Genomic DNA, 26,024 nt, shown 5'->3' with positions numbered 1-26,024 from the left:
TCGGCATCGGGCTCAGCTGGAAATATCTCCGGTAAATCCGGCCTAAGCTGGTGAGGTAGCAGCACCCCAGAAAGTGCTTTCGACAGAGGTCGAACCTGTGCAACCGGAATACCTCGTCGACGCCAATTGAAGAATCTCTGAGGGCTGATTTTGCACTCTCGCGAAAGCTGGGAAGGGCTTTTTCCAGAGGCCTCAGCAACCTGCAGTACCAAATCGAATATCTGAGCAGGTGTACTCATGACGTTACCCATACCAAACAAAATGAACCACAAGACCAAACAATACGTTTGTTACCAACTGAATGCAAGCGCTGTAACATTCTGTTTATGAGCAAACAAACGCAAATCCTCAAAGGCCAACGCTTCCGTGAAGCACTCGAAGACTCCGGATTGACGGGTGCTCAGCTCGCTCGAATTCTCGATCTAGAGAACGACCAGAACATCACAAACTGGAAAGCTAGGGGTGTCCCTGCGTATATGGTGGGCGAAGTTGCGCTGACACTGATCGTGGAGCGCGAATGGCTGGAAGGGAAAGATGTACCAATGCGAACCCAGAGCACTGAGCGAAACCCAATGCGCCCGGCTGCTAATGATTCGCCGCTTTACGTGCTGGAGCCAATGGCCCCTTGGGATTCAGAAACACCAATAGACAACGACGAGGTGGAGCTGCGGTTGTACAAGGAAGTGGAGTTATCCTCGGGCCCTGGAAAGGTTGCACGCACTGAGGTTCAGGAAATCGCTGGGCCGAAGCTTCGTTTTTCACGAGCTACGATGAGGACCTGCGGAGTAGATCCTTCAAATGCTGTTTTTGCCACCAATAGCGGTAACAGCAATCACCCACTGATTCTTTCGGGAGCGACAGTCGGCATCGATACGGGAATGACACGAATCGTTGACGGCGAAATGTACGCGATAGATCACGACGGCCATTTTCGAATTAAGTTTCTTCAACGTACTGCCAACGGCATAAAGATGAGGAGCTTCAATTCAATGGAATACGCTGACGAGGACTACGACTTCGACCAGATCATGGCTCAACGCGTGGTAATTCTTGGTCGCATATTTTGGTGGTCGTCGATACGCCCATTGAAGGGCCCCTCCCTGATCTAACACCAAACAAAATGTGTTGACCAGAAACCAAACAGATTGTTTACTTGCCTCACTCTCCAACCACAGTGAGGCATCACCATGCGCGCCACCGCATCCTTGCATGTCCATCCGACATGCGTCAGCAACCGCAAACTGATCGAACAACTGCAGCTCGCCACGGGCTGCCTGGTCGTGATCCATAACAGCAAGCCTAAGCTTGTTTCCAAGTCCTGCCAGCCCTCTCCTATCGATCCGAACGATGGAGGGCACGCGGCATGATCAAGTACAAGATCGACAACCGTACCCTGCAGTTGCTCAACGCCCAGGTCAACCTGACCGAGACCTTCAACCACGTCCTGCGAACAGCACCTAAGCGTGAATGCCTGGCGTTTCGCCTCAAGGCTGAGCGCGGCACAGAGGAAAGCACTTTTATCGTGGAGCTGGGCAGCGGACGCCACACGCTGACCCTGCAGAACGAAAAGAGGATGCACCTCAAACTGGCCGACTTTATCGAAGAGATTGCCAACGGTCCGTTCGACGCCAGCTATTCCAGCGACCTGGTGCATCGCCCGCATGCAGATCGTCAATACGGCCGCTTTGAAGTCCAGGACAAGCAGCGCGTGTTCGAACTGGTGCACACCGGCGGCGTGCTGAGCCTCTACATGGGTTTCGAGCTTCCCCTACATGTAGCGCTGCATCGCACCCATACACGCTCCGGTGTCACCGTCATCTTGAGCATCGGCAACAAGAGCCCCCACACACGCTGCTTCACCGTGTACGGCTCCAATGCCGAGATATACGGCCAGGTCAGCGAGTCCATCAACCACCTTGCTGCAGCGGCAACCCGTGCCGCGCATGCTGCTTGAGGAGCCGGCCATGGAACGCACCCTAGCTCAAGCCGCAAACCAGCTCGGCCTTACCCGGCCACAACTGATTGCTCTCCTGCAGGAAAAGGGCTTGCTCAACGAACGTCGATTGCCGACATACCCCACCCGTGACCGTGAGTACCTGCGTGTCAAAGACGGCCAGTGGTATCACGAAAAATACGGAATGCAGTACAGCCAGTCGACCCGAGTCAGGCAAGCCGGCATCCGCTGGCTGGCCGATCAGTTGGACATCGATCTTCCCGCCATACCGGCAGACCGCCGTGACGTGGCCTAGGGAGTACGCCCGCCAGATCGTCGCCATGCGCACACGCGAGGAGCGCAACGCCGCGCTCCTCGAAGTGCCCGAACATCTGCGCGAGCTGACTAAACGCCACTGCCTGAACGCCTGGAACCACCCGGCACGACAACAACGCAAGGAGGCTCGACAAGGCCATGAGTAACGCTGCACAGAATCCGCTTCGCCTGCATCCGGCGCCCGAATCGGCCACCGTCGAACTGCTGTATCGCATCTTCGGTGACGTCCTGATCCCGCTGGAAAAAGTACGCGAGCAGTACTTTCGCAACCTCAACGAGCAGTCGTTCGTGACGGAGATCAACAGTGGCCGGATCCAGCTCCCCATCACCACGCTGGACACCAGCCGCAAGGCACTCAAGTACGCCCACATCCGCCACGTCGCCTCTCTGATCGACATCCGCGCCTACAAGGCCGACGAGAGCATGCAATGCCAACAGGGCGACCCCAAACAAGCAGAAGCGAACTACGAACGGGAAAAACATGGAAATTCATAGCGAAACTCTTGCGGAGGAAGAACTGGTAGCAATTACGGGATATCAAAGACCCTCATTGCAAATGGACTGGCTTAATCGAAACGGTTGGAAATATGTACTGACGGGTTCGAGACGTCCCGTTGTCGGCCGTGTATACGCCCGAATGAAACTGTCCGGTGTAAAGCCTTCATCTGAAAATATCGCGGCCGAAGCCTGGTCGCTTGATCTTTCTCGTGTGGGGTGAAAATGCGACCAAGAAAGGCAGCAAATCGCGACCTTCCACCTCGCATGATCAGGCGCGTCAGGTCAATGAAGAGTGGATCAGTGTGGGTCGGGTACTACTACGACGGAAGGGACGACCAGGGGAAGAGGAAGGAAATTCCTCTTGGTAGCGACCTAGATATCGCCAAGGCGGAATGGGCGAAACTCGATTGCAAGCCAATTCCGCAAAAGAACACCCTGCTTGGGAAAGTTTTTGACCGATACGAAGCCGAGATCATTCCAGGGAAAAAGCCTAGAACCCAGAAGGACAACTTGCTTTCGCTTACACAACTCAGAAAAGCATTCAATGACGCACCGATCAATGCTGTGACACCGCAGGTGATAGCCCAGTACCGAGACAAGCGGACTGGCAAGGTTCGGGCAAACCGCGAGATATCATTGCTCTCGCATATCTATAACATCGCCAGAGAATGGGGTATCACCGACAAGGAAAACCCAGCCTCTGGGGTGCGCAAAAACAAAGAGACACCACGTGACTTTTACGCTGATGCTACGATCTGGAATGCCGTTTACGGCGCTGCAGTATCAGAACTTAAAGATGCCATGGACCTGGCTTATCTTACTGGCCAACGCCCTGCTGATGTTCTGTCCATGCGCGCTACGGATCTGACCGAAAGCTTTCTGCAGGTTGCCCAGGGCAAGACTTCGAAAAAGCTCCGAATCCGGCTCGATGCTGGCGAGATCATTAACGGCTTGGGTGAGCTGATAGAAAAGCTGCTCGCACAACGGAAGGCGCGTGCAGTCCGAAACCCATACTTGATCGTCACGGAGGACGGACGCCGCGTGACCGCACCAATGCTGCGTCTGCGCTTTGACGATGCACGAAATATTGCCATCGCGAAAGCTCTAGAGGACGAGGATTCGCAACTCGCTTCGAACATCCGACAGTTCCAGTTCAGGGATATCCGGCCTAAGGCAGCCAGCGAGATTGACGATCTTGGGCATGCCAGCAGACTGCTTGGTCATACAGATAAGCGCATAACAGAAACGGTTTACCGACGTGTCGGTGAGATCGTGAAACCTACCCGATGAACCCGATGATCGATTGAGTTCGTACACGAGTTTTCTTAACCGCCGCTCTTTCTCGAAGTACGGCTCTCGTCCGGAGGCGGACATTCGAGGAGGACAGCTTTCGGTTGTGGATTCAACCGGTCTGTCGAGGGTCTACCAACTCGGGGGACGATTCACTCAGTTGCGACCCAGTTGAGCCAGAGTTAGGAGATGAAAGCCTCAGGTGTGTAGCGTCTACCATCGAACCTGAGAATATCGCTCGGCCTTATGTTACCTCCCCAATCTGCAACACCTTCCTGATACCTTTCAGGCCCTTCAAGAAACCTCATCAGGTTACCTGACCGGCGAACATCAATTTCGTAAAATGGGGCCGCAATTGGTCGGAAGGCCAGCTCGCTCTTCCAGCCAAGTCCATCAGGATCGTGCTGTTCGTACATCAGCTCTAATATCTCATCGAAGCTATCCCCCAGCTTCGTGTATATCTTTAGGGTTGTGACGCCCCAACCCTGTGCCATATCGCTACTCTTCAACAGAACACCGTACCTGGCATCCGCGATAAGCTGCACCGCGATCATCGGCGGCTTTCCCCAAGCACCGTCCTGTACCGCAGCGATACTGAAAGTAGAGAGATCCCACCCACCAATCACTTTATCGAATTCAAAGAAGCTCAAATACGGCGCACATGCATGGCAATCGTTACCAAGAGGTGTCGAGGCATACACTAAAACGCGCCCTTCTTTGCCATCCCTGTAGATCAGTGAATAGACATTTACTGAAACGTGATCTGGCGTGTCATGAATCCCAATAGAAGGCCAGTCAGCCTCCTCAATCTTCTGTTGAGCAATTGCACACGCTAATGCTTGGTCCCACTTACCCGGAACAGCCAAAACCGCAACTGGGAAAATTGGAGCGGCGGCAGGCGTCAGAGCAGACGTTGCCATATGGTTGATTGTAATGTTGCCAGTGACGGAGTGAATCTGCGTGCTGTTAGCTCCAGCGCTTTGCCGCTGGTCACCGCGGGGCACGGGAATGTCCGCCTTCGATCCCGCAGCATCAGCAGACTTACGCCTCCAGAGTCTGATAGCGCCTAAACCGTAAGCGCCCGGCCAACACACCCTCCTGAATCCAAACCTCAATGAAGCACACCAACGCCCCCAGCGTTGGGATCAGAACGAGATGTTGGCTGAATGGTTAGGTCAATGCATCACCAGTTCATAATCATCGGCAACCCTGGACGGAAATCGTGTGTCTGGCCGCTTGCGCCATGATCGATTTCCAATACGACCAGATGCTCATCACCATGAACAATTTCAAATCCTTTCAGCTGGTTTGCGCAGTTGGCAGGGGTAGAAAAAGCTTGGCTGTTGGGAGTGGTAACTCGCACAGATGTAATGTCGCGAAAGCCGTTGGGATGTTCAAACGGCTGCGCTCGCTCAATCGGAGCCTCATCTGGTCTCTTGGCAAACGAAAGAAAAAACCACATCGGTTCGGATATAGGCGCATGTCCTACGTCGACTTTCAGGGCAGCTGGTAAGTAAACAGGTTGATATTCCCAGACCGGAAATATTGGCTTCTCGCCTACGGTAGATGGTCTGAAGCAAATTCCAAAGGGCGCGGCGACTCCATCTGCGCACTTGAGGCGGTCAAAGAGCTGGGTTGGCGCTGTTAACTGACTTTGAGCTTCTAACTCATCGGTGAGATGTAAAAGTTCAATGAAAGAATTTCGGAAGAAAAACCTTCTATTGGCAGTGCCTTGGCCTGGGTGTACGTTTGGCGTCCCTTCAGCAAGCCCGAGGGCTTTCAGTGCGTCAGCGCCTCGACCGTCATCATTCACACAAATAAAAATGTGATCTATTTCCATCGTTAATTCCCTTTAATCCTGTGATTTGATTGCCCAATTATTCGGCAACAGGTCAGCAACTTCACTCGCCCGCTGCGTCGGCAGGCGCGTGAGAACGTCTTTCAGGTAAGCATACGGATCATGGCCATTGAGCCGTGCCGACTGGATCAAACTCATGATCGCCGCCGCGCGTTTGCCGCTGCGCAAGGAACCTGCGAACAGCCAGTTCGAGCGCCCAAGAGCCCACGGCCGAATTTGATTCTCGCACCAGTTATTATCGATGGGCACAGCGCCGTCATCGAGATAGCGCGTCAGCGCTATCCAGCGTTTGAGGCTGTAATCCAAGGCCTTGGCAATGGCTGATCCCTCAGGCACCAGCTGCCGCTGGGCGATCATCCAAGTATGAAGTGCGTCGATGATCGGCGCTGCTTTTTCCTGTCGTATTCGTTGCCGGACACCCGGCTCTAGCTCGCGGACTTCTCGTTCAACTTCGTATAAGGCCGCGATGTAGTGCAGCGCCTTTTCGGCGATCTGGCTCTTGTTGGTCGCGTGCAAATCGAAGAACTTGCGGCGCGCATGGGCCATACAGCCGATTTCAGTGACGCCCAGTTCGAAGCTTGCCTTGTAGCCAGCGAAGTCATCGCAGACCAGCTTGCCGTTCCAATTGCCCAGGAAGGCTCGGGCATGTTCGCCAGCGCGACTCGAGCTGAAGTCGTAAACGACCGCCGCCAGGTCAGAGAACTGGCTGGTGGCATAGGCCCAGACATAAGCGCGATGAGTTTTCTTCGCGCCAGGCGTCAGCATTTGTACCGGCGTTTCGTCAGCGTGGACGACGCCGTGCGTCAGCACGGCTTCGCGCAGCGCATCAACCAGCGGCTGTAATTGCACACCGCAGTTGCCCACCCATTGCGCCAAGGTTGAACGGGCGATGGATAGCCCGGCGCGGCCGAAGATTTTCTCCTGCCGATACAGCGGTAGATGGTCGGCAAACTTGGCCACCATGACGTGGGCCAACAGGCCCGCCGTCGGTATGCCTTTGTCGATGACGTGCGCCGGCACCGGTGCCTGGATCAGTGTTACGCATTGCTCGCAGGCCCATTTGCCACGGATGTGGCGCTCGACGGTGAACACGCCGGGCGTGTAGTCGAGCTTTTCGCTGGCATCTTCGCCGATACGCTTGAGGGCGCAGCCGCATTGGCAGTGGCTGTTGTCTGGTTCGTGATGGATCAGCGTGCGAGGAAACTGCGGCGGCAGCGCTGCGCGCTTGGGCTGCTGGCGAACTTTGGTCTCGATTGCCGCCGGTTGCAGCGCCTCAAGTTCGGCTTCGATAGCGGCGATATCGGCATCGATCAGCTCGTCGAGCAGGCTGGCCTGATTCGGGCTTAGCTGCTCGCTGCGCTTGGCAAACTTGAAGCGCTTGAGCAGCGCGATCTCGTGGGCCAGTTTCTCGTTGACCGACTTGTGATGGGTAATTTGCTTGTCCATTGTCTCGACGCGCTGGATCAACTGCGCCGCCAAGGCACGCAGTTGTTCAGGGTTTAGTTGGTCGAGATTGGGAAGCGAAGTCATGCCGCCGATTTTGCCAGAGCAGGCCAATACCAGCGATAGACTCATCGGACAATTGCACGGCCAGGCAGGTCATGGCAGGCGTCACACGATAGAAATCGCGCCGCCTGGCCCGACTCTTTGCCAGGGTAGCCCGAGCACAAGGACGTGCAACTGCTCAGCGCTCAATTCCACGTGAGCGCCGTGTCGAGAGCCCGGCCAGAAAAACTTGCCTTGATGCAGGCGGCGAGCCGCCAGCCAAATACCCAACCCGTCGTGCACCAACACTTTGATGCGCGTGGCGCGACGATTGGCAAACAGATAAGCACAGTGCGGCTGCGCCGCACCGAATACTGCAACAACCCGTGCCAACGCGGTGTCGGTACCCGCGCGCATGTCCATGGGCTCGGTGGCGAGCCAGATGGAATCGACGCGGATCATCGCAACAGGTCTCGCAGAAAGGTCGCGCAGGCAGCCGCACTTTCGGTCGGCCAGTTCACTTTGATGGTGCCGCGCGGGTGTGGGATTTCAACGCAGATATTCGATGATGCAGCTTGCGAATTTGCTCCGGCTAGCGGCATGGGTAACGGAATAAAAGCAGGTTGCAGCTCGGTGCTTTTTTGCGTTTGCACCCGAATCCATTTGTGGACGAGGTTCGCGTTGAGGCTATGGCTCAGCGCGACGCTGGCAATCGAGGCACCGGGCTGGGCGCACTCTTGAATGACTTGGACTTTGAAGGATTTGGAGTAGGAACGGCGTTGTGGCTGCATGAAATACCCGCTTAAAAGGCTAGAACTGGTGCCCACTTAAATTTAAGTGCACACCATGTCTTGGCTTTGCAGGGCTAGGTAGATGACTTGGCCGGACGGATACCCTAAACCTGCCTGCCACAAGGTTATGCCGCCCGCAGCGATACCGGCCAACCAAGATAAATATTCCACATAATTCGTCACGCGCGGCTCCCTGAGTCCTACTTCCCTGCGGCGCCTCTAATACTCCGCAATCGCTATCTTACCGTGAGGAACTGGCAGTGCCATACATTGCCATCAAGCCGCTGCATATACCAAGTCTCAACCCTGCGGGGCAAGTCATTGACGGGGCCAGGTAGGCGAGCCGTCGACAGGTTGTAGCGCACAATTTCTCCTGACCATGGACGAAAAGGGAAAAGCTAGACGCTCGCAAACGTTGGCGAGACTATCGCAATTGATTACAGAGTTTAGAGGGAGTGATCTTCAGCCCCTTACCTAACCTGAACAGACACTTGGCAATGTAGTCACGAATACTCACACTGAGCGTGACCGGCAGAGAGCGGCCAGAAGCAGCCACTCTAAGGTATCTACGAATCTAGGACCGGCTCAGCCCTCCCAATCCAAAAGCTTGTTCTATGGGCTGAGAAAAATCGGATCAACCGTTGGGGCGGAAAATACGATTGATAGAACAGCCATGAATAGCCACACAAAACCATCCCAGTATTTGACTAAGGCCAACAGCAAAGCCCCTGCGATTGGCAGCATGGATAGTCCCTTGAGTAACTGAAACGTCTTGCTGAGGGTTTTGCCCTGCTTATCGACTTGATCGATGGTAATTCTGAGTAATCCCTGAAGTTTTGGGGGATACGTTTTTATTTTGTCTTTAAACTCATCGAAAATAACGTTGAAACTGTGTAGTAGACGCTCTGTTTGCAGCATTTGATTGCGCAAGATCGCAAGCAAGACTATGGAGACTACCGCAAGACCAGCGACAAGGATAAATGCTTCGAATTTTGAGGTAGTCTTCTCCAGGACCACCAAACCGGCAAAAGATATCGGCAGAGCCAGCATCTTGCCTGCAATATCACCAAGCACTCCGCTTAACTTGGTGCCGTAGTCAATTTCAGCTTGGGCTACCTCGCGTCTAACCCGCTCAAAGGAAAAGCTGTAGACGTAAGTTTGGAGATTCGCCCGGTAAGTAGCCAGAACTTCCCGCCACTCCTGCACGATCACAAGGAGCAAATTCGGCTCGCTCTCGAACTTTTCAATAACGCTGGCAATAGCCATCCGAATCATCAACTTACGCTCGGAGAGATGCGCCTTGTTTTCGTTTTTTCGATTGAGGATTTCCTCCAGCAAGCTCAAATGGTTGAGCTCATAATCAAGAACTTTGATATCAACCTGAGTGGGCAGAAGGAATGTTCTCGGGGGCTTAGCTCCATCAGGAGGCAAGGCAAAAAATAGGTTATAGCCATCCGGGCTACTGTCTTTATCAACGCCGATCGCTAGTAACGCAAGCAGTTCGATTAGCCGGCAAACCCGCCTGAGAGACTTGATTTCCGGGGGGGCAACCTCATCGCTGTCCGACCAGCAGAGCTCAGTGATGTAAACATTGCTTGGAAAATGGCCCTTTCCCAACGATCCATTTCGCGCGACAAACTCGCTTAGGCTGCTGTAAAAACGTCCCGACTCATTCGAAGGCAGGCGAAATTCAATCTCAAGAGCGTCGGTCTCCTCAGAAAGATACTCGAACTTTCCGTAGGCGGCGGGCAACCCATCACATTTTCGCAATGCGCTAATGATGTCGGCCGTTGGCACCCCCTCATAACTGACGACTCCGTCTTCAATGGTGGGTGCCCCAAGGGCGCGGTAGAGGGCTACTACATGAGAGAACATTGTCAGCTAATCCTTGCCTGTAATTCCTTCTCGATCACATCGATCAGTTCAGTCGTCATATTGGACAGGGTCAATTTCTTCCGAGTCTCATCGTAATAGACGTCTGCTGCCGGATCTTTCCCAAGCGCTCCGCGCTCGAATTGCAGCGACCAATTGGAGGCATCTCCCTTGATACGAGTTTTCTCCCTCAGCGTTTTAGCGTTGACTGTAAAATCGTCAGGTACCTTGTTTTTTTCACTATTCAAATAATCTTTCAAGCCAGCAACTTCATCCACCAGGTCAGCAGGAACATGTGCGACTGCAGCGTGAACAATGGAGTCCAATCGTGCTGACTTTCCTGCTGCCAATTGCGCCTCTAGATATTTTATGACCGCCTCTTTAGCCCTGTAACCGAAGCTTTTTAACAATTTCTTGTCGCGAAAGAACTTGGCAACGTTATCGATGGCATTTTTCGTAGCACGCCCCGAAGCCACTCCTTTTGCACAACCCAGTGCAGAGATGAAGTAGTCGGACGCCTGGCTATCGCGACCACGACTAATGAAGCACAGGTAGGTAGAGTCGGCCTCTTCTGCCGTCTCATCTTCGGTTGCTTCGGTTGCTTCGGTTGCTTCGGTCGCTGAGGCGGCAGCAGCTGCCATAGCCTGAATGGCGACAAAGCTTCCCAGGTTGATCCGAGCGGCTTGTTGAACTTTGCTCAGGTCTACTTCCTGAATCTCTTTAGGCACATAGTTTTCGTCCAGCTGAATGCCATCACGCTCCTTCATGCTGGCGACGAGGAAAAAGTTGGAAGCCCCTGAGGAGTACTGCGCACACAGAATATGTCCGCCGGTTGACAGCACCTGATTACCGGCCTGTTCAACCAGTTGATCCATAGCCAAGTGAGTCAGATCGATGAATTGGGTCTCATCATCCTGGACGGCTACGAACTCGGTAAAACGTCTCGGAAATGGACCTTGGCGTTCATCATTGGCGAACTGGCCGTAGACCACACTGTTGCCTTCCTTGCCTATGAGACCGTGAATCCCATTCACAAGAAATTGTAACGCCGGGTTTTCGGTATTGAGTACTACATCCTTTTTCACCACTTCGGAGATAAAGCTCGTCTTCGCCAGCTTTTTGAAGCTGTGGATGATGGCGGTTTTCAGTGCGATCATGGGTCGAATTCCGTTCCGATAACATCAATATGGAATCACTGAAAATAACACCTTACCCAACAAACTTCAGGGCTTATCTCGACGCGTGTAAGCGTCAAATGGAATCCATGCCTATCTCATGAGCGCAGCCGAGATCGCCAAACAACTGTACATCCATACAGCAAAAGAATCCAGGCCGTTCGTCTTGGCAGAATGAGGGAAAACTAGCACGCTAACGTCCGGCTTCAGCATTTGTGGGAAACGTGATGAGTCGGTCCCCAGGGTGGGTAGACAAATCTGAATGCCTTCTCTTGGCCGTTTTCTGCCCCTTACGGAGGGCCGCTATGGGTCGGTTGCTGCCCTTCGCGACAGGCAGTAATCGGCCAGATGCTGCCTCTTGGAACAGGCCGAAATAGCCCCAAGCTGCACGGCCAGGCGCGGCCAATAGCCATATCAGCAGATCGCTCATTCAAATGTATGCTCGGGTAAATACTTTCCTGACGACATGCAGCGGACTGTGCGCTGCATGATTGGCGTGATTGGAATTATTCGTGGCGCGTTGTGCTAGTGCTACGCAGATATTGAGCCCCTACCATCTCCTTATCCCATTCAATCATCCTGAACCAAGGAGAAACCATGAAATCCGCAACCGCATTGATCACCGGCGCTTCGAGCGGTATAGGTCTGGAGCTGGCGCGTATCCATGCAAGCAAGGGGGGCGATGTCGTCCTTGTGGCGCGTTCGCGTGACAAGCTCGAATCCATCAAGCAAGAACTCCAGACACGGTACCGTGTGAAAGTGCAGGTGATCGTCGAGGATCTCGCCGATCCAGCATCGGCCGATCGGATCTTCTTTGCCACCGAGGCACTGGAGCTATCTATCGACGTGCTGATCAACAACGCTGGTTTCGGCGGCCATGGCAAGTTTGTCGAACGTGACCTCGCTGCCGATCAGGCCATGATGCAGGTGAACATGGTGACGCTTACCAACCTGACCCATCACTACCTGAGGGGTATGGTGGCACGTCGACGCGGGCGCATCCTGAATGTCTCGTCGACCGCGTCGTTCATGCCGGGACCTTTGCAGGCGGTGTATTACGCAACCAAGGCCTATGTAACCTCATTCACTCAGGCTGTCGCCGAAGAAGTACGCGAATACGGCGTGACTGCCACGGCTTTATGCCCGGGCGCGGTGGCTACCGGTTTCGTCGCCGCCGGCGATCTACAAGGCGTGGATGTCTGGAAGAATGCCAAGTCGGCCGAGTCAGTGGCTCAGTGCGGCTACGAGGCCATGGAGCGCGGTGAACTGGTGGCATTCAACGAGTGCAAGCTGCGGATCATGCTCGATTGGATAGTTCCGCTATTGCCGCGCAAAGCGGTGCTGAAGGTGTCCCGTCAGGCGATGGAAAAGGCAGCGTAATGAAACAAGCCACGCGCTTTGCCGTGCATTCCGGCTGGAAACTGATCATCTCCGACCTGGGGGTCGCGCCCGGCGAGTTGCTGGCTCTAGCCGAACTGCCCGCCGACCTGTTCAGCCGCAAGGATGCCTCGCTCACTCCTGCTGAGTACTTTCGTATCTTTCACAGTCTCGAAATGTTGGTCGGTGAAGCGCAGCTGCCGCTGCGGCTCGGCGGCGCCATCTCGGTCGAAGCTTTCGATCCGTCGCTCTTTGCCTGCCTTTGCAGCCCGAACCTGAATGTCGCGCTCACCCGGCTCGCCGAATACAAGCGCCTTTGTGGACCATTAGCCTTGGACGTCTTCGTCGGCAAGGACTACACCGAGGTATCCATCGAATGCTACGGCTACGACCGTCCGCTGCCGCGCAGCCTGGGCGCCATGGAAGTGGTTTTCTTAACGCAGCTAGCTCGGATCGCCACGCGGCAAGCGATTCGCCCTATCGAGACGGAGCTGGTAGTCCTGCCGACCCACACCGGCCCGTGCGAAAACTTCCTCGGCTGTCGCTTGCGGCAAAGCACCTACAATCGCATTCGCTTCTCGGCAGAAGATGCCGCGCGCCCGTTCCTGACCGAGAACGTCGCCATGTGGCAGTTCTTCGAGCCCGAACTCCAAGCGCGACTCTCCAAGCTTGAAGTCGAGGCCAGCACGCGCGAACGTGTGCGCAGCGCACTGTTTGACATGCTGCCGAGCGGTCAGAGCGCCATCGAGGATATCTCGAAACGTCTGGCAATGAGCAAGCGATCACTACAGCGCCATCTCACTGACGAGGCAGTCAGCTATCAGGACGTGCTTAACGACACACGACAGGAACTGGCCAGCTATTACCTGGCCCGCTCGGCCATCTCGCCGGGCGAGATCTCCTTCCTGATCGGTTTTCGAGACTCCAACTCATTCCTGCGCGCCTTCAAGGGCTGGACGGGGATCACGCCGGGCGAATACCGGAGTTTGCACGCTCATCCGGGCTGACACGGACGCTGAATCCGTCATTTGACCATCAGGATGAATCACTGACCGTTCAGTAAACTCCAAGTAAGTCAGCACTCGTCCTTCGACGGGGTTGGCCTCAACGATTGAATCGACCGACGTACATCTCGTGATTTGTGCGACTGCTCCAACCAGTAACTTGCCGTCGAATCTCTGGAAACTCAACCAGCTGCTTCGGGCCGATTTCTGCTATTCCCACTGGCAGCTTTGGGCTGTCGATTGCAGCCCCTCACGGAGGGCAGAAAACGGCCAAAAGGGGACACTAGAGAATATAGAGCCGTCCCCTTTCTGGTTACTAGCAGTCAAGCGTGTTATGGGCGGGGCCGGGTTTTGTGGACGCCCCAGGCGCCGAGCCAGCCGAGACAGATCTGATGCACCCGCTCGACTTCTCTTAGCCTCTCTATCTACCGGATCAAGAGACCTGTCAGCAGGTGAAGGTGCTCCTCATCATCCCACGACACTGCAATCACACCTGAGCGCGAGAGCTCAATCTGAACAGGCCTTGAGTCGTACGTGTAGACGATTTTGATCTTGTCGATCGGGGCCGCGCGGCCACCCGTGATCTCCAACAACTTCGTCATCGCGTTCCCCGTCGAGGCAATATCGACCCGGTAGCTGCTTTCGATGTCGAACGTCACCGCTCCAGAAACGATCCGCTTGGCCATGACTCTCGTGAAGCGCTTGTCAGCCTTGAGCTGCTGATAAACCGAAGAGATGTCCGGCTTCACGATCTCCAGCGCGAAGTTCGTCCCGGTTGCCGCTCGCATGAGCTCCACGAACGGCTTCAAATCCTTCGGTGGCGAACCCATGCAGATCGAATACCGATCCGGCCCAAGCTTTTCGAAAACCATGTCGAAGCTGATGAACGTCGAGTAACTCGATTCGACGGTTTCGCCCAGAGGGTTCGTGAACGACTGGGTGATATCCCGCTGCTCGTGGTACCGAAAGGTTGCCTTGCCATCCAGGATCTCGATAGCCTCGACACCAACGCGACTCTGGTCGTTGAACGGCTGTTGTCGAAGCCCATGCACAAGGGTCTGAAAGTCAATGCGAGCGGTCAGAACCCAGAGTTTCAGCCGCTTTGACTTCATGTCGTCAGACTCCTTTCGATGTCATTCAGGGTCTTCTGCGCCGCCTCCTCCAAGCGGATCTTGAGCTTCTGCTCGAACACCGGCTCGGCACGTACCAGGTTTTTGGCGTATTTCCCGTTGTTGTAGTTGTAGACACCTTTGACGATGTAGGAGAAATCGCAGTACTTAGCCTGGTTACCAAACTGAGCCTCAAACAGGACTAGCTCAGACCCAACGAGCTTCTCACGAGCTTTCCATCGAATTTTCCACATATAGAACCCGTGGCCTTCAAGCTCAAGCAACTGCTTCGACTCCAAGACACCCTTACCCTTCAGGGACGCCTTGTCGATGCGGATGATCTTGTGAATCCTGGCTTCTGGCTGCGGCCTGGTCAGTTCGGCTTCAGGGTTGCCATCCTCCCCCTCCTCACCCTCATCTTCTGACTCAACCTCAATCGAATCCTCGATCACCAACGCATCGTCACTGAGATCCAGGTCATCATCTTCTTGGTCTTTAGGGTTGAACGTGGAGACGTCGACCACATCGACCACCTCCATGTCCTTGAGATTGCGGATCAAGCTGCGAAGGAAATTCGTCCTGATGCCCGCATCAGGGATCGCCTCCAAGGAAATGGTTCGGGTCGCCACGTCCTGATCAGTGACTATCTCGATCTGGGAATACAATTGATCTGTAATGTCCTTGAACTTGTCGTTCATGGGGCCAGTGATCTTCCAGCCACTGCCCTGCTTCTCAAGGATCACCTCCGCCGTCTTCTCAACCACCTGGCGGAACTCTGCCTGACTCAGATCGAGCTTTTGGTATTTGACGGTGAGCTTGAGCTGATCACCATGGACGGCCACCTCAGCCTGCTCGTGCTGGTCATCCACCAGCCATTCCTTGACGGAGGTGAGAGCGTCGGTCAGTTGGTCTTTAGTGACCGCTGTCGTGACGACCACATTGGTGGTTTTCTCACGACTGTCACGCCCACCCACCAGGAGGGACAGGTTCCGATAGTCGTAGTAGTCATGGAACAGGGCACTGAATCGATTGGCTAGGAATTTTTTGTCCGATTCATTGGAGATCACGATCCCTCTGGAGAGGAAGACCTTCCTGAGCTCAGCGCTCGTCAGGCTTCGCTGCGTGAGCGCATCGTAGATCGCTTTGTCGGATGCAAAGTACAAACTACCCATTCTCATGTCAGTCTCGCTCCCATCCGATTACTTCGGGCTTATAGTTCGGAATCGCGTGATTTACGACTTCCAGTTCGATCGCCTGCAATTTCCGCTTGCGGTTTTCGTCTTCGCCCCACTCGGTCACATAGCTGTTAATGGCAGCATTGAAGTTGCTGATGATGCTGCTGTGATGGTGGCGATTGGCAACCCTGATTCGGATCTTCAAGTCCTTGTTGGCGTTAAGGATCTGGAACCTGGAAAGCGCGTCAAAGAGGTACCTGAACTCGATCTCAGTGCTGCCATCGCGGCGATAATAGATCAGATAGCCTTCGCTATAAGTCTCAGTCACGTCTTGGGCCTTCTCGCAGTACGACTTCACCTCTTTGTGGTGAATGATCATATACGGCGAGGCGATGAGTTCTGCGGTGGCCGCACGATCCCAGTATTCACCACTGGCCTTGTGCAAGACGAGGTCAGGGTAATAGAAGGTGTAATTGTCTCTCGGGAATTTCCCTTCCGCCCTCAGGGTGTTTACATCGAGCTGCAAGGTCTTCAGGTAATTGATCAATGAAGGTTCGACGATATGAACCTGCTGAGAATCTTTGATGTGCAGATTCTCACCTTTGTAATTCTTGAAGTGATCGTAGAAATTCTTGTCGTAATCGTCATCGTGGTTATAGACGAACAGCATCCCACGGATTTCATACTTCTCACGCTTAGCCAAATGGTAGCGAGTCCGCCATTCCGGCGAAGCACGAGCACAGTCGATGGTCTTGCCCAGAGACTTCAAGGCCTTCTTGATCGAGTCCAGAGTGATGGAGCCAACCGCATAGCTCTTCAAATCGGTATGAAGGTAGATGGCTTTGTTCAGGTAAGGATCTGCGTACTTGAACACCACGTCAGCCGGGTGTGTGTGCTCGGACTTCTTCAACGGCGCGTGAGTTTCCCTCTTCACACAGACGAAGTTGAGGTTGGGTGGCCCCTCTTTCTTCCACCTGAAAAAGCTGAAGATGTCGTTGGAAACGAGCTCCGCGAGTCTCGCAATGTTATCGGTTTCGCCGCCTGACATGGTCGTTCCTGTCACGAAATGAATGCGCAGGAACGGTACCGGCTAGGGAGCATTGGCCCGTGCCGTGGAGGTGCGTCCTGCCTTGAATGTGGCCTCATGCCAGTACAAAGTACCGTAAAACATTGTGTCCGGCCACCAGCTGATGGGAGATTACCCGCGCGTCACGTGTTGAGATAGAGAGGAGCCCCGGAAGGGGCATCCAACCCAAGTAGAACGCAAACCTTTGAACCCAGTGAATCAGGGTTGGGAATTAGGGATTCCATTCGCTCAGCAGGCCATTAACGCCCATTTTACTTTGACAAAATGGACACGCTATGCGTGCCAGCAGGACGGCTGTCCGCTCCTGGCCGGTAGCTGCCCTTGAGGAGGGGCCGCAATCGCCCCAAAACTGTCCTTCACGAAGGGCGATTTTACAGAGGAGGGCCGTGCCTAGGGCAAACTCTAGTGCGGTTGCCCCCATAAGAATATGGTTTTCAGTGACCTATTTCAGAGGGAGATACTGACGGAGGGGCAGATTGAGTCGCTTGGCTTGCTTGAGAGTCTGGAGTGTAAGCAGGGGCCGAGGCGGGATTAGAAAAATAAAGAATAAGGAAGATGGCAATGGCGCCGGATGCGGTTATTGTGGTTCCATTAACATTTAACTTTGTCTTTATGTAGTCTTTAGTAAGCCCGGTGATTAAAAAGCCGGCGCCAAGAGCGATTAATATTCTAGATATATAGTATTGGGTGCCGGTTTCCAATCCAATGAAGAAAGCCAGGAATATGCCGATGGATAGTAGTGCTGAGCCGGCTATAGTTTGAGGTATATGTATTTTCATCTGATTAAACCTCATTGATTTCTTGTGGTTAAAGCCACTGATTGGTAGGTTCAGGGTTGTGTATATCGATTCTATTTCTTTGGCTTTTTGTTTTTTGTAAGTTTTAAATATGGCCTGTGAGGTGAATAGGTAGCTGCCAGTAGGCAAGGTGATAGGTGTGTCAAAGTACTCTGATGCAGCCTCAAAGGCCACCCATGAATTGGCACATAAAAACAATATGTTCTCGATGCTCGCAAGTATGTCCTCAGTGTGTGTTTTGGAAATGTCTATTGTGTCTGATGAAGCATTTGTCAGGTAGTGTTCGAATGCAGTGATTAAGTCAGATAGAGACGAAAGTGCGTGGTTATACGTTTTGTGAGTTAGTGAGTGTTCCTGCATCTCAGTGAGCAGGTCTGATAGGGAGGAGTTAAACCTCCCTTTAAGCTCTAAGGTCGCAGCGTATTGAACGTCAAGGCTTTGGTTTGGCATTGTTTTTTGCAGCTGCAATGATTTGCTGTAGTAGGTTTGTTGTGTCCGTGGTGTCTATACTGCTGAGGGAAAATACGGTTCGCCCACTTAATACTTCGTAAATTACCTTTTCCGCTTCTTTTTCTGATATCTGTCCCTTGTTCTTAGCTTGTATTAGTCTTATCTTTTCTAATATTTCATCTATTTCTTTGCTGGTTATTGGGTCTACATATTTATATTCGCTGGCGATGCGTGCTGCTAGTTGTTCTTTTGTCATCTGTTAAGTTTCCAGTGTGTGTATTTTTTTGAACTACATAGGTTGTAAGGTGTGGCAATGTAGCAGCATCAAGAACATTAGTGGCACACGGCCAAATATGCTATGCCGATGCTAGACCCATGGGATCAGTGCCTACAGCGCCTCGATTTAATGAGGTTTTGTTAGGGGTGGCTAGAGAAATGAGGGCAGAGGCCGCAGCCCATTGAGCGGCCTTGAGGGGATCATTTTTCCGAAGCAAAGGTGACGCTATCAAAATGACAGCATTGATTCAAGACCGGCATTCTAAGGCCCTCGTATTAGAGCATCACAGCGAGACGATGCTGCTTATCTATCAAAATGGGATGGGCAGGAAGCGACTTTTCGCAAAGGTCTGCTTTTGGCCGTTTTCTGCCTGTCACGACTGACCAGGGTTGGCTCCAAATCCCACTTCAGATGAAAGCCGCTTTCCACCAAGCGCAGTCTCTCGGTTGCAGCTACGAAATTTAGGGCGATCATGAGCCCACCCAGAAAGCCAAAAAATCGGCCAAATTCGTTTCCGCAAATAAATTTCCACCCCTTGATTTCAGAGGCCTCCAGAGCATTAATGAATACTGTCTAGCGGAAACGAATAGAACTTAAGACATTGAAATATAAGGATTAATCTTCGGACTTGAAAACCGTCGACTGTAACAGGTCCATGAGTTCGAATCCCATCGCCTCCGCCATCTTATGTACGACAAAGCCCTGATTTTTCAGGGCTTTGTCGTTTCTGGGGACCTTCACTCCTGCCCAGCCCCACCACTACTTCAATCGCAGATTTTCGGACGCGTCCCAAAACTTTGCGCTTGCCCTTGAATTCTATACGCCCCATCCCGTCTTCGATCACATTGGCGTTATGCCAATAATGCATGCTGCGACATCCCTCATCCGGCGTCCTGCCGACCGAACACATCCCCTTCAAACACAAGACACCTTCCACAACTGATCGAGCCTGGTCGTGTAGCTCTGACTCATCATTTCGCGCCGCATCCCCCAGTCCGGATTGCTCGGCACGCTGGCCGAACGAAGCGTTCCCCTGCCCCATCGTTGATTGATCTCGTCCAGAACCCCCATCAGCTTTGTCGAGGCGCGCGAATGTGAACAAATGGTGACGTAGCAAGGCAGGCCGTTCGAGGATATTGGAATATTCAGGGCTGTATGCTGAATTGATCACCCCGTGGGTAAGTGCACCATTAGCGTATTTATGTGTATTGATAGCAATATCAGAGCTGACAAAGTCCAAAACTCCGCACCGTACCTTTAAGCCAAAACTGAATATTGAAGTAATAAAATATAACCCTTTGCAATAACAAAAACACCTATTCAACCCATACTGGGCTACCGTTCATCTCTTGCCTACAAATATTTAAGATAATTATTTGACTCCCCAAACCTTGGGCCTATAGTCAACTCGAAAACTGCTTAACAAAAGCCAATCCGCTGAACATTTAATTCATCGCACCCCTCTAACCCAGACAAAGGAAAGTCATAATGGGAATTATTGTTGATGTACTAACCGTGATAGATGTAGACACCATTATTCAATACTACAACGAAAAGGGACACCCGGACATCAGCACTAACCGCAACCAACCAACTATGCTGAGCTACGATTTAGCCCAAAAAACAATCCACATGACTGCCAAGTTTAGCAACGGACTTCAACATCAAGGAACAGGCAACCTATATCTCCCAGTAGGAGTTGGCGATGTCATTCGATGGCGCGCAACAGACATCTCAAGGAGCCTCGGCACTGCGGTGATACTAGATAAATTCAAAATTCTTAGTTCCAACCCCCCTGGAATTATTGACCAGCCTAGACTAACGCCAATCACTGACAACGTATCATCGCTTAATCCCAATAACCCAGACGGACCACCAATCCCACAGATGATCACTATCAATGCATGGGAGGCTACTGCAGGAGCCAGAGGTACCGTAATATACACATGGTCCTTTATTATCGTCGACAGATTTAACAAAGTCGTTGGATGCTGCATGTGGGATCCAACACTCAACATCGAATAAACTGGACGACTATTAGGCAGCAAGACTCTCGCCCAACATAAATTGGGCGAGAGTCCTAGTACTGTTCACCTATTACGAAAGTCTATTTAGTACATACGCCACACTCGCAGCACTAAGTCGACCACCCTAAGCGCCGACATTTAAAGAATTCAATACTTGTAAAAAACCCAATTTGCAGAAACATCCATTGCATACGCTTGACACGCAGCCAGCGCGATCATTCCCCGGTCTCCGTCGTCGGTGATGCCGATAATTCGTTGAGCATGCGCTGGGGCAAGTCAGGCGCGTGCTCCTCCATCCCCCGCCCCGTGGCTGACGCAACCTCAAAATGCCACCATTCAAACCTCCGTACTAGAGCGGTTACCATTCGCACCCCAGCAGTGACATGGAACACAGGGAAAGCGGAGCTGGCTTTTAGGATAAGTCCTACAGTCAGCGCCTGAGCGTCCCGGTAACGTCATTCTGCCCCAGTCTCAGGTCGGGGTTTCTCCAAGGACGAACAAGGATGCTGCGTGAGTGGTTATGTCCCAAAACCAGCTTTAGTTATCTGCCCGTGACACACTGCACTGCGACTGACCTCACCCCACTGGGCATGACTGAGCATGAACCAACTTTTAGCCATTCGCGTGTTTGCCCGGGTCGTGGAAGCGGGCTCATTTACAAAGGCAGCCGATTCGCTGGAAATGCCGAAAACATCCGTGAGCAAGCTGATACAAGAGCTGGAAAGTTTTTTGCGCGTACGCTTGCTGCAACGCACCACGCGCAGTGTCACCGTCACCGCAGACGGGGCGAAGTATTACGAACAAACCGCACGGCTCATCCGGGATCTGGAAGAGATCGATGCCGGATTTCAGAGCGCGCAATTCAATCCTCGCGGGAAAATCCGCGTTGACATGGGTAGTTCCGTGGCGACGTCGCTGATCATTCCCGCCCTGCCCGATTTCTTTGCACGTTTTCCCGACATTGAGATCGACATGGGCGTGAGTGATCGGCATGTCGATTTGATCAGCGACAACGTCGACTGTGTCATTCGCGGCGGCGCCATCATGGAGCAGTCATTAGCTGCGAGGTTCCTTGGCCATGCCTCCTGGACAACCTGCGCATCACCCGCATATCTGCAACGCTTTGGTACTCCGGCGCACCCATGGGAGCTGGAAAAGGATCATCGCGTCATCTGTTATCACTCGGCTCGAACCAACCGAGTGATACCGGCAGCCTTCCAGCGAGGCGCTAAGAAATTTGAAGTGATCGGCAGTGGCGTGCTGAGCGTCAACGAAAGTAACGCCCACATCGCCGCCGGTCTGGCGGGTCTGGGCGTGATCCATACGTTCAACTACGCCGTGCAACCCTACATTGAGAGTGGAGGCTTGGTGCCCATACTGAAAGACTGGCGCCCGGCCCCCTATCCTTTTCATGTCGCTTACCCGCCCAACCGCAACATCAGCAACAGGCTTCGAGTATTCATCGACTGGTTGGTGGAGCACTTCTCCACGCTGAAATAATCTGGTTCGCGCTTTTCAAAGCCTTGGTACCGACATCCCCCGTTGAACGGCCGGTCGATTGCCGACTCTGTCCATCCACGCAAACAGATTGGGCTTTCCAACCAACTGCGCTGCAAGAACATCCTGCAAGAACGTGGTGGCAGTAATCGCCCAAGGGTAAGTCGCGATGTCAGCGATGGAGTATTTCTCCCCTGCAAGATAGGGTGCATCGGAAAAACGCTGTTCCAAAACCGTGAGCAAACGATCGGCTTCACCGATGAATCGCGAACTAGCCAATGCCGACTTTTCGCCGGAAAACTTCTCGAAAAACGCCAGTTGGCCAAGCATTGGCCCGAAGCCGCCCATTTGCCAGTTCAGCCACTCCAGTGCCTTGTACCGCCCAGGGCCGGTGACATCCAGAAACTGCCCATGCTTTTCGGCTAGGTAGGTCAGGATCGCGCCGCTCTCAAACACGGACAGGTTATCCGCATCGGAATCGACAATCGCCGGGATGCGGTTGTTGGGAGAGATGGCCGAAAACTCGGGTGTAAACTGCTGCCGCTGGCTCAGGTTGATAGGGTGAACCTCATAAGAAACTCCCAACTCTTCCAACAAAATCGAAACCTTTCGCCCGTTTGGCGTCGTCCAGGTATAAAGAGTAATCATGCCGTTCCCGCCTGAATAAAATGTGAACAGCTCATTTGTCGAAACGCCCAAGAGGCGTTTCGACGCGAGAGCTATGGGAATCAGATTTGTGCAGCGCCACCATCAACGAACAGTTCAATTCCGTTAATGAAACTGCTGTCGTCAGAGGCCAGGAACAAGACCGCCTTGGCCACTTCTTTTGGATCACCTAACCGCCCCATTGGGACCAGTGTGGACAGGTGGGCGTATAGACCGTCGACATGATCTGCCGGAACCAGACCTGCCAACCCGGGAGTGGCGATCGGGCCAGGGCTGATAGCGTTCACACGAATGTTGCGAGGCCTCAGGTCGAGGAGCCAAGAGCGGGCGAAGTTTCGTACAGCGGCTTTGCTCGCACTGTAAACGCTGAAACTTTCGGTGCCTTGCGTGGCCGTGGTGGACGCCGTCAGGATCACCGAGCCACCGTCTTTCAGTAACGGCAGAGCCTTCTGTACGGTAAAGAGCAGACCCTTGACGTTGACACTGAAGATGCGATCGAAGTGCTCTTCCGTGATAGACCCCAGTGGCAGCATGTCCCCACCGCCAGCGTTGGCAAACACGATGTCGAGATGCCCGGCTTGTGCTGCGATCTGTGAAAAAACGTGGTCCAGATCGGCCAGGTTCGCCACGTCGCCCTTGATCCCGACGGCCTTCTCTCCGATGAGTGCGACAGCCGCATCCAGTTCGGTCTGACGACGGCCCGTGATAAAGACTGTTGCGCCCTGTGCCGCAAACTCCTGTGCCGATGCCAGACCGATGCCGGTGGTGCCGCCAGTGATCAGTGCAACTTTACCTGCCAGTTTATTGCTCATGTTGAATCTCCGATGACTTGGAAGCGGGGTTTCAGCTCGGTGTTCCGAACCGGTGAATCCACTCTATGCCAACGGATTTAACGGAAAAATGCTGTAAATACGTTTTATTTATACACCAGCGTGGACAATCTGGATGTGTCACCACATTAGCGAAAGCCGCTACTTGGAAGCACTTGCATAGAGCCCGGGGCGGCCACCGCACCACGACGGCAGCGACGGCAGCGACGGCAAACCATGGATTGGTTCCGGTGAACAACAGCAACAGTGACAAGCCCAAAATCAGCGACGTGCTCAGCACAGCGAGGCGCATATCACGCTCGACAACTCAGCCCCAGAAAAGATTGCCGAAGAACCCTGAAAGGCCATATCCCAACAACACGGCGCTCAGGACACCAGCTTCAATTCCACTGATCTGGTTCAAAAACGGTGTGATACCTGCTCCCTACCGGCAGCCATGACCTCCACGTCCGGTTAATGACTGTTAAGCCCTCCGCGTGGAGCAATACTCCACAATAAGCTGAGTGACCGCTGCCACAATCGCCTGATCCGCTTCAGGAGAGGTAAACAACCGAAATTGCGCATCCGGCAAATCCGGCAACCCTTGTTCTACCCCGAGAACCGCCAGTCCTTGCCCCACCTGACTGAGTGTCATGGGCGCTACCGCGAAGCCTGCAAGCGCCGCCGCCCGCAACCCGGCGGTGCTGCTGCATAACATCGCCGTGCGTTGGGCGATCCCCGCCTGAGCCAGCCTCGTCAGCGCTACCTCGCGATAAGGGCACGGCGCGGGGAACAGGGCCAACGGCAACGGTGTCGGTAACTGGGCGACGGGTTGCGCCGACCACGCCCACACCAGCGGTTCTTGCCACAGCAGCAACCCCGCTTCGCTGGTTTCGCATAGAGAACCGATGACCAGTTCCAGATGGCCTTCCTTCATCAGGTTCAGCAGCGTGCCAGGAATGCCCACCTGCACGTCGATCTCCATGCCAGGGTACTGCGCCGCGAAATCCTGAAAAGTGCGCAGTAACCGCGATTCGACAAAATCCTCGGACACCCCGATCCGCAGCCGTCCGTGAAACGGCGTGCGCGTCAGCTCTGCCCAGGCATCACGGTTCAGCACAAGGATCGTGCGCGCATAAGAGACCAAGCGCTCGCCATCGGGAGTCAGTTGCTGGGAGCGGGTGGTACGCGTCAACAGGGGTTTACCAATCTGTTCCTCCAATCGCCGCACGTGGCCACTGACCGCAGACTGAGTGAGGTGCAGCTTCTGGGCTGCACGGCTGAAGCCTTCTTCATCGACAACAGTGACAAATGTTTTGAGCAGCAGAGTATCGAACATAGTTTTATTCGTGATTAATCGCTTGGCAATTTACGATTTATATTTCAAATCAAACTATGTTGCAATACTCCCACCTGCCTTATCTCCCCCACCACTCGAGGCGTGCCATGACTACCCTTCTCCATATTGAATGTTCTCCACGCAAGCAGCGTTCGGCCTCCCTTGAAGTCGCCCGCAGCTTCATTGCGCGCTATCAAGAACACGCCCCGGACACCGAAATCATCACTCTCGACCTTTGGAACATGGCTTTGCCGGAATTCGATGATCTGGCAATAGAGGCCAAATACGCCGGACTCAATGGCACGCCCTTGACCCCCGCACAACAAGACGCCTGGAACACGTTGAAACATTTGGCAGGTCACCTGCACCACTCGGATGTGCTGGTCATTTCCGTACCGCTGTGGAATTTCAGTATCCCGTACAAACTCAAGCACTTCATCGACCTGGTGTCGCAGAAAGACATCCTGTTCAGCTTTGACACAGAGCGCGGCCTGGAAGGCATGCTGCTCAACAAAACCGCTGTGGTGATGTACGCCCGTGGCCTGGATTTTTCGGCGCAGTCGATCACGCCAGCAACGCGCTTCGACTTTCAGAAGCCCTATGTTGAAGCCTGGCTGAAATTTGTTGGCGTGACGGATGTGCATTCGGTGATTGTGGAGAAAACTATCTTGGGGGAAGACGTTGATCGCAGCGCGCGTGAGGCCGCGACTCAGCAGGCCAGGAGATTGGCAGATAGTATTTGTCGCTGACGCTTCAGGGGCTCTGGTTGGTGTATGGGATTAAGAAAAAAGAGGCGTTGTTGCCGTGCACTATGGTTACCGAGTGTATGTCCGCATTGGGTCCAGAGTGTGTAAAAACGCATATGGACTCGCGGTGACGGTTATGCAGCCGGTTCGAAGACACCTGCATCCACGAGCATCTCAACTAACGCCTCTGGCCATATCGTTTATCCAAGCGGCGGATGGAAGAAATTGAATCGAGTATCAGCCGTTACCTGACCGAGCTCGATACTGCCGATCAGCGATGCGAAAAAACTGTAAATGGTAAAATCGAATATCTCTAGCCCGTTACCCAGTGAGGTGGCGATGATCAGTCGCCGCTGCTTCCCTGCGCTGGCGGTAGGCGTTGTCGCCGGGGTAGACGCTGCATTTATTATAATTGTGTCGTTCATT

The 26,024-nt window shown here is 53.5% G+C and carries 29 protein-coding genes and 1 pseudogene; 13 read left to right on the top strand and 17 right to left on the bottom strand.

The annotated features are described in order from the left end of the window. The first annotated feature begins 326 nt into the window (after nt 1–326). From NTD87_RS27770 to NTD87_RS27735, 8 genes are all read left to right on the top strand, one after another. Nucleotides 327–1,109, top strand: a complete 783-nt coding sequence (locus tag NTD87_RS27770; RefSeq protein WP_262117355.1) for a helix-turn-helix transcriptional regulator — start codon at nt 327–329, stop codon at nt 1,107–1,109. A 78-nt stretch (nt 1,110–1,187) separates the two neighbouring features. Beyond that, nucleotides 1,188–1,367: a hypothetical protein gene (locus NTD87_RS27765; protein WP_262117354.1), complete on the top strand. Its 180-nt coding sequence runs from the start codon at nt 1,188–1,190 to the stop codon at nt 1,365–1,367. Next, complete coding sequence (locus NTD87_RS27760; RefSeq protein ID WP_262117353.1) at nt 1,364–1,954, top strand: hypothetical protein; 591 nt, start codon at nt 1,364–1,366, stop codon at nt 1,952–1,954. The genes NTD87_RS27765 and NTD87_RS27760 overlap by 4 nt, the downstream gene beginning before the upstream one ends. 10 nt (nt 1,955–1,964) lie before the next feature. After that, complete coding sequence (locus tag NTD87_RS27755; RefSeq protein WP_262117352.1) at nt 1,965–2,249, top strand: phage antirepressor KilAC domain-containing protein; 285 nt, start codon at nt 1,965–1,967, stop codon at nt 2,247–2,249. A gap of 25 nt (nt 2,250–2,274) precedes the next feature. Continuing rightward, complete coding sequence (locus tag NTD87_RS27750) at nt 2,275–2,415, top strand: hypothetical protein (RefSeq protein WP_167368525.1); 141 nt, start codon at nt 2,275–2,277, stop codon at nt 2,413–2,415. Then, nucleotides 2,408–2,764 carry a pyocin activator PrtN family protein gene (locus tag NTD87_RS27745; RefSeq protein ID WP_262117351.1) on the top strand — a complete coding sequence of 119 codons (357 nt, stop codon included), beginning with the start codon at nt 2,408–2,410 and terminating at the stop codon, nt 2,762–2,764. The genes NTD87_RS27750 and NTD87_RS27745 overlap by 8 nt, the downstream gene beginning before the upstream one ends. Continuing rightward, nucleotides 2,751–2,987 (top strand): DUF4224 domain-containing protein, encoded by a 237-nt coding sequence (locus NTD87_RS27740; RefSeq protein WP_262117350.1) that lies wholly within the window; start codon nt 2,751–2,753, stop codon nt 2,985–2,987. Before NTD87_RS27745 ends, NTD87_RS27740 begins: the two co-directional genes overlap by 14 nt. A gap of 2 nt (nt 2,988–2,989) precedes the next feature. After that, nucleotides 2,990–4,057 carry a tyrosine-type recombinase/integrase gene (locus NTD87_RS27735; RefSeq protein ID WP_262117349.1) on the top strand — a complete coding sequence of 356 codons (1,068 nt, stop codon included), beginning with the start codon at nt 2,990–2,992 and terminating at the stop codon, nt 4,055–4,057. A 182-nt stretch (nt 4,058–4,239) separates the two neighbouring features. Here the strand turns inward: NTD87_RS27735 and NTD87_RS27730 are convergent, their stop codons facing one another. The 7 genes from NTD87_RS27730 to NTD87_RS27700 form a co-directional block, all read right to left on the bottom strand. Next, a complete protein-coding gene (locus tag NTD87_RS27730; RefSeq protein ID WP_262117348.1) occupies nt 4,240–5,061 on the bottom strand; it encodes a hypothetical protein in 822 nt (273 codons plus the stop codon). Between the two features lie 179 nt (nt 5,062–5,240). Then, complete coding sequence (locus tag NTD87_RS27725) at nt 5,241–5,897, bottom strand: VOC family protein (protein WP_262117347.1); 657 nt, start codon at nt 5,895–5,897, stop codon at nt 5,241–5,243. 12 nt (nt 5,898–5,909) lie between these two features. Beyond that, nucleotides 5,910–7,445, bottom strand: a complete 1,536-nt coding sequence (gene tnpC, locus NTD87_RS27720; RefSeq protein ID WP_262117373.1) for an IS66 family transposase — start codon at nt 7,443–7,445, stop codon at nt 5,910–5,912. An 81-nt stretch (nt 7,446–7,526) separates the two neighbouring features. Beyond that, nucleotides 7,527–7,862 (bottom strand): IS66 family insertion sequence element accessory protein TnpB, encoded by a 336-nt coding sequence (gene tnpB, locus NTD87_RS27715; protein ID WP_262117346.1) that lies wholly within the window; start codon nt 7,860–7,862, stop codon nt 7,527–7,529. Beyond that, on the bottom strand, nt 7,859–8,191 hold the full coding sequence (tnpA, locus tag NTD87_RS27710) for an IS66-like element accessory protein TnpA (RefSeq protein ID WP_262117345.1): 333 nt from the start codon (nt 8,189–8,191) through the stop codon (nt 7,859–7,861). The genes tnpB and tnpA overlap by 4 nt, the downstream gene beginning before the upstream one ends. 612 nt (nt 8,192–8,803) lie before the next feature. Then, on the bottom strand, nt 8,804–10,066 hold the full coding sequence (locus NTD87_RS27705; protein WP_262117344.1) for a hypothetical protein: 1,263 nt from the start codon (nt 10,064–10,066) through the stop codon (nt 8,804–8,806). A 2-nt stretch (nt 10,067–10,068) separates the two neighbouring features. Continuing rightward, nucleotides 10,069–11,220: a nucleoid-associated protein gene (locus tag NTD87_RS27700; RefSeq protein WP_262117343.1), complete on the bottom strand. Its 1,152-nt coding sequence runs from the start codon at nt 11,218–11,220 to the stop codon at nt 10,069–10,071. Between the two features lie 615 nt (nt 11,221–11,835). Here NTD87_RS27700 and NTD87_RS27695 point away from each other — a divergent pair. Both NTD87_RS27695 and NTD87_RS27690 read left to right on the top strand, forming a co-directional pair. Next, nucleotides 11,836–12,618, top strand: coding sequence for an SDR family NAD(P)-dependent oxidoreductase (locus NTD87_RS27695; protein WP_262117342.1), 783 nt, complete (start codon nt 11,836–11,838; stop codon nt 12,616–12,618). Continuing rightward, nucleotides 12,618–13,622: an AraC family transcriptional regulator gene (locus NTD87_RS27690; RefSeq protein ID WP_262117341.1), complete on the top strand. Its 1,005-nt coding sequence runs from the start codon at nt 12,618–12,620 to the stop codon at nt 13,620–13,622. The genes NTD87_RS27695 and NTD87_RS27690 overlap by 1 nt, the downstream gene beginning before the upstream one ends. Nucleotides 13,623–14,044: 422 nt before the next feature. On the opposite strand, the gene NTD87_RS27685 is transcribed toward NTD87_RS27690, so the two are convergent. The 6 genes and pseudogenes from NTD87_RS27685 to NTD87_RS27660 all read right to left on the bottom strand — a co-directional run. Further along, nucleotides 14,045–14,731, bottom strand: a complete 687-nt coding sequence (locus NTD87_RS27685; RefSeq protein WP_262117340.1) for a hypothetical protein — start codon at nt 14,729–14,731, stop codon at nt 14,045–14,047. Further along, entirely contained in the window at nt 14,728–15,906 is a 1,179-nt protein-coding gene (locus NTD87_RS27680; RefSeq protein ID WP_262117339.1) for a hypothetical protein, read from the bottom strand. Before NTD87_RS27680 ends, NTD87_RS27685 begins: the two co-directional genes overlap by 4 nt. A gap of 1 nt (nt 15,907) precedes the next feature. Further along, the gene (locus NTD87_RS27675; protein WP_127927725.1) at nt 15,908–16,951 is read right to left on the bottom strand and encodes a hypothetical protein; all 1,044 of its coding nucleotides are present in this window, start codon (nt 16,949–16,951) and stop codon (nt 15,908–15,910) included. Between the two features lie 473 nt (nt 16,952–17,424). Further along, the gene (locus NTD87_RS27670; RefSeq protein ID WP_262117338.1) at nt 17,425–18,237 is read right to left on the bottom strand and encodes a hypothetical protein; all 813 of its coding nucleotides are present in this window, start codon (nt 18,235–18,237) and stop codon (nt 17,425–17,427) included. Further along, nucleotides 18,218–18,493, bottom strand: a complete 276-nt coding sequence (locus tag NTD87_RS27665) for a hypothetical protein (protein WP_262117337.1) — start codon at nt 18,491–18,493, stop codon at nt 18,218–18,220. Before NTD87_RS27665 ends, NTD87_RS27670 begins: the two co-directional genes overlap by 20 nt. Nucleotides 18,494–19,429: 936 nt before the next feature. Beyond that, a pseudogene (locus NTD87_RS27660) lies at nt 19,430–19,597 on the bottom strand (DUF4113 domain-containing protein); the annotation flags it as partial. 405 nt (nt 19,598–20,002) lie between these two features. On the opposite strand from NTD87_RS27660, the gene NTD87_RS27655 reads away from it, so the two are divergent. Beyond that, entirely contained in the window at nt 20,003–20,539 is a 537-nt protein-coding gene (locus NTD87_RS27655) for an inclusion body family protein (protein ID WP_262117336.1), read from the top strand. Between the two features lie 602 nt (nt 20,540–21,141). Further along, nucleotides 21,142–22,041, top strand: coding sequence for a LysR family transcriptional regulator (locus NTD87_RS27650; RefSeq protein WP_262117335.1), 900 nt, complete (start codon nt 21,142–21,144; stop codon nt 22,039–22,041). A 15-nt stretch (nt 22,042–22,056) separates the two neighbouring features. On the opposite strand, the gene NTD87_RS27645 is transcribed toward NTD87_RS27650, so the two are convergent. The 3 genes from NTD87_RS27645 to NTD87_RS27635 form a co-directional block, all read right to left on the bottom strand. Then, complete coding sequence (locus tag NTD87_RS27645; RefSeq protein WP_262117334.1) at nt 22,057–22,686, bottom strand: glutathione S-transferase family protein; 630 nt, start codon at nt 22,684–22,686, stop codon at nt 22,057–22,059. Nucleotides 22,687–22,766: 80 nt separating this feature from the next. After that, nucleotides 22,767–23,516, bottom strand: a complete 750-nt coding sequence (locus NTD87_RS27640) for an SDR family NAD(P)-dependent oxidoreductase (RefSeq protein ID WP_262117333.1) — start codon at nt 23,514–23,516, stop codon at nt 22,767–22,769. 481 nt (nt 23,517–23,997) lie between these two features. Then, on the bottom strand, nt 23,998–24,852 hold the full coding sequence (locus NTD87_RS27635) for a LysR substrate-binding domain-containing protein (protein ID WP_262117332.1): 855 nt from the start codon (nt 24,850–24,852) through the stop codon (nt 23,998–24,000). A 107-nt stretch (nt 24,853–24,959) separates the two neighbouring features. On the opposite strand from NTD87_RS27635, the gene NTD87_RS27630 reads away from it, so the two are divergent. Next, the gene (locus NTD87_RS27630) at nt 24,960–25,601 is read left to right on the top strand and encodes an FMN-dependent NADH-azoreductase (RefSeq protein WP_262117331.1); all 642 of its coding nucleotides are present in this window, start codon (nt 24,960–24,962) and stop codon (nt 25,599–25,601) included. 197 nt (nt 25,602–25,798) lie between these two features. Here NTD87_RS27630 and NTD87_RS27625 read toward each other — a convergent pair whose 3' ends face one another. After that, entirely contained in the window at nt 25,799–26,023 is a 225-nt protein-coding gene (locus NTD87_RS27625; protein ID WP_262117374.1) for a hypothetical protein, read from the bottom strand. Nucleotide 26,024 lies beyond the last annotated feature (1 nt).

It is taken from the genome of Pseudomonas sp. 6D_7.1_Bac1 (assembly GCF_025465945.1).
Classification (GTDB): domain Bacteria; phylum Pseudomonadota; class Gammaproteobacteria; order Pseudomonadales; family Pseudomonadaceae; genus Aquipseudomonas.
This window is presented reverse-complemented; position numbering and strand designations above follow the sequence as displayed.

Bases quoted from the DNA above. Each gene is read 5' to 3' on its own strand.
- tnpC (WP_262117373.1), bottom strand. From the start codon at position 7,445: ATGACTTCGCTTCCCAATCTCGACCAACTAAACCCTGAACAACTGCGT.
- NTD87_RS27655 (WP_262117336.1), top strand. From the start codon at position 20,003: ATGGGAATTATTGTTGATGTACTAACCGTGATAGATGTAGACACCATT.
- NTD87_RS27765 (WP_262117354.1), top strand. From the start codon at position 1,188: ATGCGCGCCACCGCATCCTTGCATGTCCATCCGACATGCGTCAGCAAC.
- NTD87_RS27675 (WP_127927725.1), bottom strand. From the start codon at position 16,951: ATGTCAGGCGGCGAAACCGATAACATTGCGAGACTCGCGGAGCTCGTT.
- NTD87_RS27695 (WP_262117342.1), top strand. From the start codon at position 11,836: ATGAAATCCGCAACCGCATTGATCACCGGCGCTTCGAGCGGTATAGGT.
- NTD87_RS27725 (WP_262117347.1), bottom strand. From the start codon at position 5,897: ATGGAAATAGATCACATTTTTATTTGTGTGAATGATGACGGTCGAGGC.
- NTD87_RS27635 (WP_262117332.1), bottom strand. From the start codon at position 24,852: ATGTTCGATACTCTGCTGCTCAAAACATTTGTCACTGTTGTCGATGAA.
- NTD87_RS27640 (WP_262117333.1), bottom strand. From the start codon at position 23,516: ATGAGCAATAAACTGGCAGGTAAAGTTGCACTGATCACTGGCGGCACC.
- NTD87_RS27625 (WP_262117374.1), bottom strand. From the start codon at position 26,023: ATGAACGACACAATTATAATAAATGCAGCGTCTACCCCGGCGACAACG.
- NTD87_RS27705 (WP_262117344.1), bottom strand. From the start codon at position 10,066: ATGTTCTCTCATGTAGTAGCCCTCTACCGCGCCCTTGGGGCACCCACC.
- NTD87_RS27750 (WP_167368525.1), top strand. From the start codon at position 2,275: ATGCGCACACGCGAGGAGCGCAACGCCGCGCTCCTCGAAGTGCCCGAA.
- NTD87_RS27745 (WP_262117351.1), top strand. From the start codon at position 2,408: ATGAGTAACGCTGCACAGAATCCGCTTCGCCTGCATCCGGCGCCCGAA.
- NTD87_RS27755 (WP_262117352.1), top strand. From the start codon at position 1,965: ATGGAACGCACCCTAGCTCAAGCCGCAAACCAGCTCGGCCTTACCCGG.
- NTD87_RS27735 (WP_262117349.1), top strand. From the start codon at position 2,990: ATGCGACCAAGAAAGGCAGCAAATCGCGACCTTCCACCTCGCATGATC.
- NTD87_RS27770 (WP_262117355.1), top strand. From the start codon at position 327: ATGAGCAAACAAACGCAAATCCTCAAAGGCCAACGCTTCCGTGAAGCA.
- tnpA (WP_262117345.1), bottom strand. From the start codon at position 8,191: ATGCAGCCACAACGCCGTTCCTACTCCAAATCCTTCAAAGTCCAAGTC.
- NTD87_RS27690 (WP_262117341.1), top strand. From the start codon at position 12,618: ATGAAACAAGCCACGCGCTTTGCCGTGCATTCCGGCTGGAAACTGATC.
- NTD87_RS27630 (WP_262117331.1), top strand. From the start codon at position 24,960: ATGACTACCCTTCTCCATATTGAATGTTCTCCACGCAAGCAGCGTTCG.
- NTD87_RS27740 (WP_262117350.1), top strand. From the start codon at position 2,751: ATGGAAATTCATAGCGAAACTCTTGCGGAGGAAGAACTGGTAGCAATT.
- NTD87_RS27680 (WP_262117339.1), bottom strand. From the start codon at position 15,906: ATGAGAATGGGTAGTTTGTACTTTGCATCCGACAAAGCGATCTACGAT.
- NTD87_RS27665 (WP_262117337.1), bottom strand. From the start codon at position 18,493: ATGACAAAAGAACAACTAGCAGCACGCATCGCCAGCGAATATAAATAT.
- NTD87_RS27645 (WP_262117334.1), bottom strand. From the start codon at position 22,686: ATGATTACTCTTTATACCTGGACGACGCCAAACGGGCGAAAGGTTTCG.
- tnpB (WP_262117346.1), bottom strand. From the start codon at position 7,862: ATGATCCGCGTCGATTCCATCTGGCTCGCCACCGAGCCCATGGACATG.
- NTD87_RS27670 (WP_262117338.1), bottom strand. From the start codon at position 18,237: ATGCCAAACCAAAGCCTTGACGTTCAATACGCTGCGACCTTAGAGCTT.
- NTD87_RS27700 (WP_262117343.1), bottom strand. From the start codon at position 11,220: ATGATCGCACTGAAAACCGCCATCATCCACAGCTTCAAAAAGCTGGCG.
- NTD87_RS27760 (WP_262117353.1), top strand. From the start codon at position 1,364: ATGATCAAGTACAAGATCGACAACCGTACCCTGCAGTTGCTCAACGCC.
- NTD87_RS27685 (WP_262117340.1), bottom strand. From the start codon at position 14,731: ATGAAGTCAAAGCGGCTGAAACTCTGGGTTCTGACCGCTCGCATTGAC.
- NTD87_RS27650 (WP_262117335.1), top strand. From the start codon at position 21,142: ATGAACCAACTTTTAGCCATTCGCGTGTTTGCCCGGGTCGTGGAAGCG.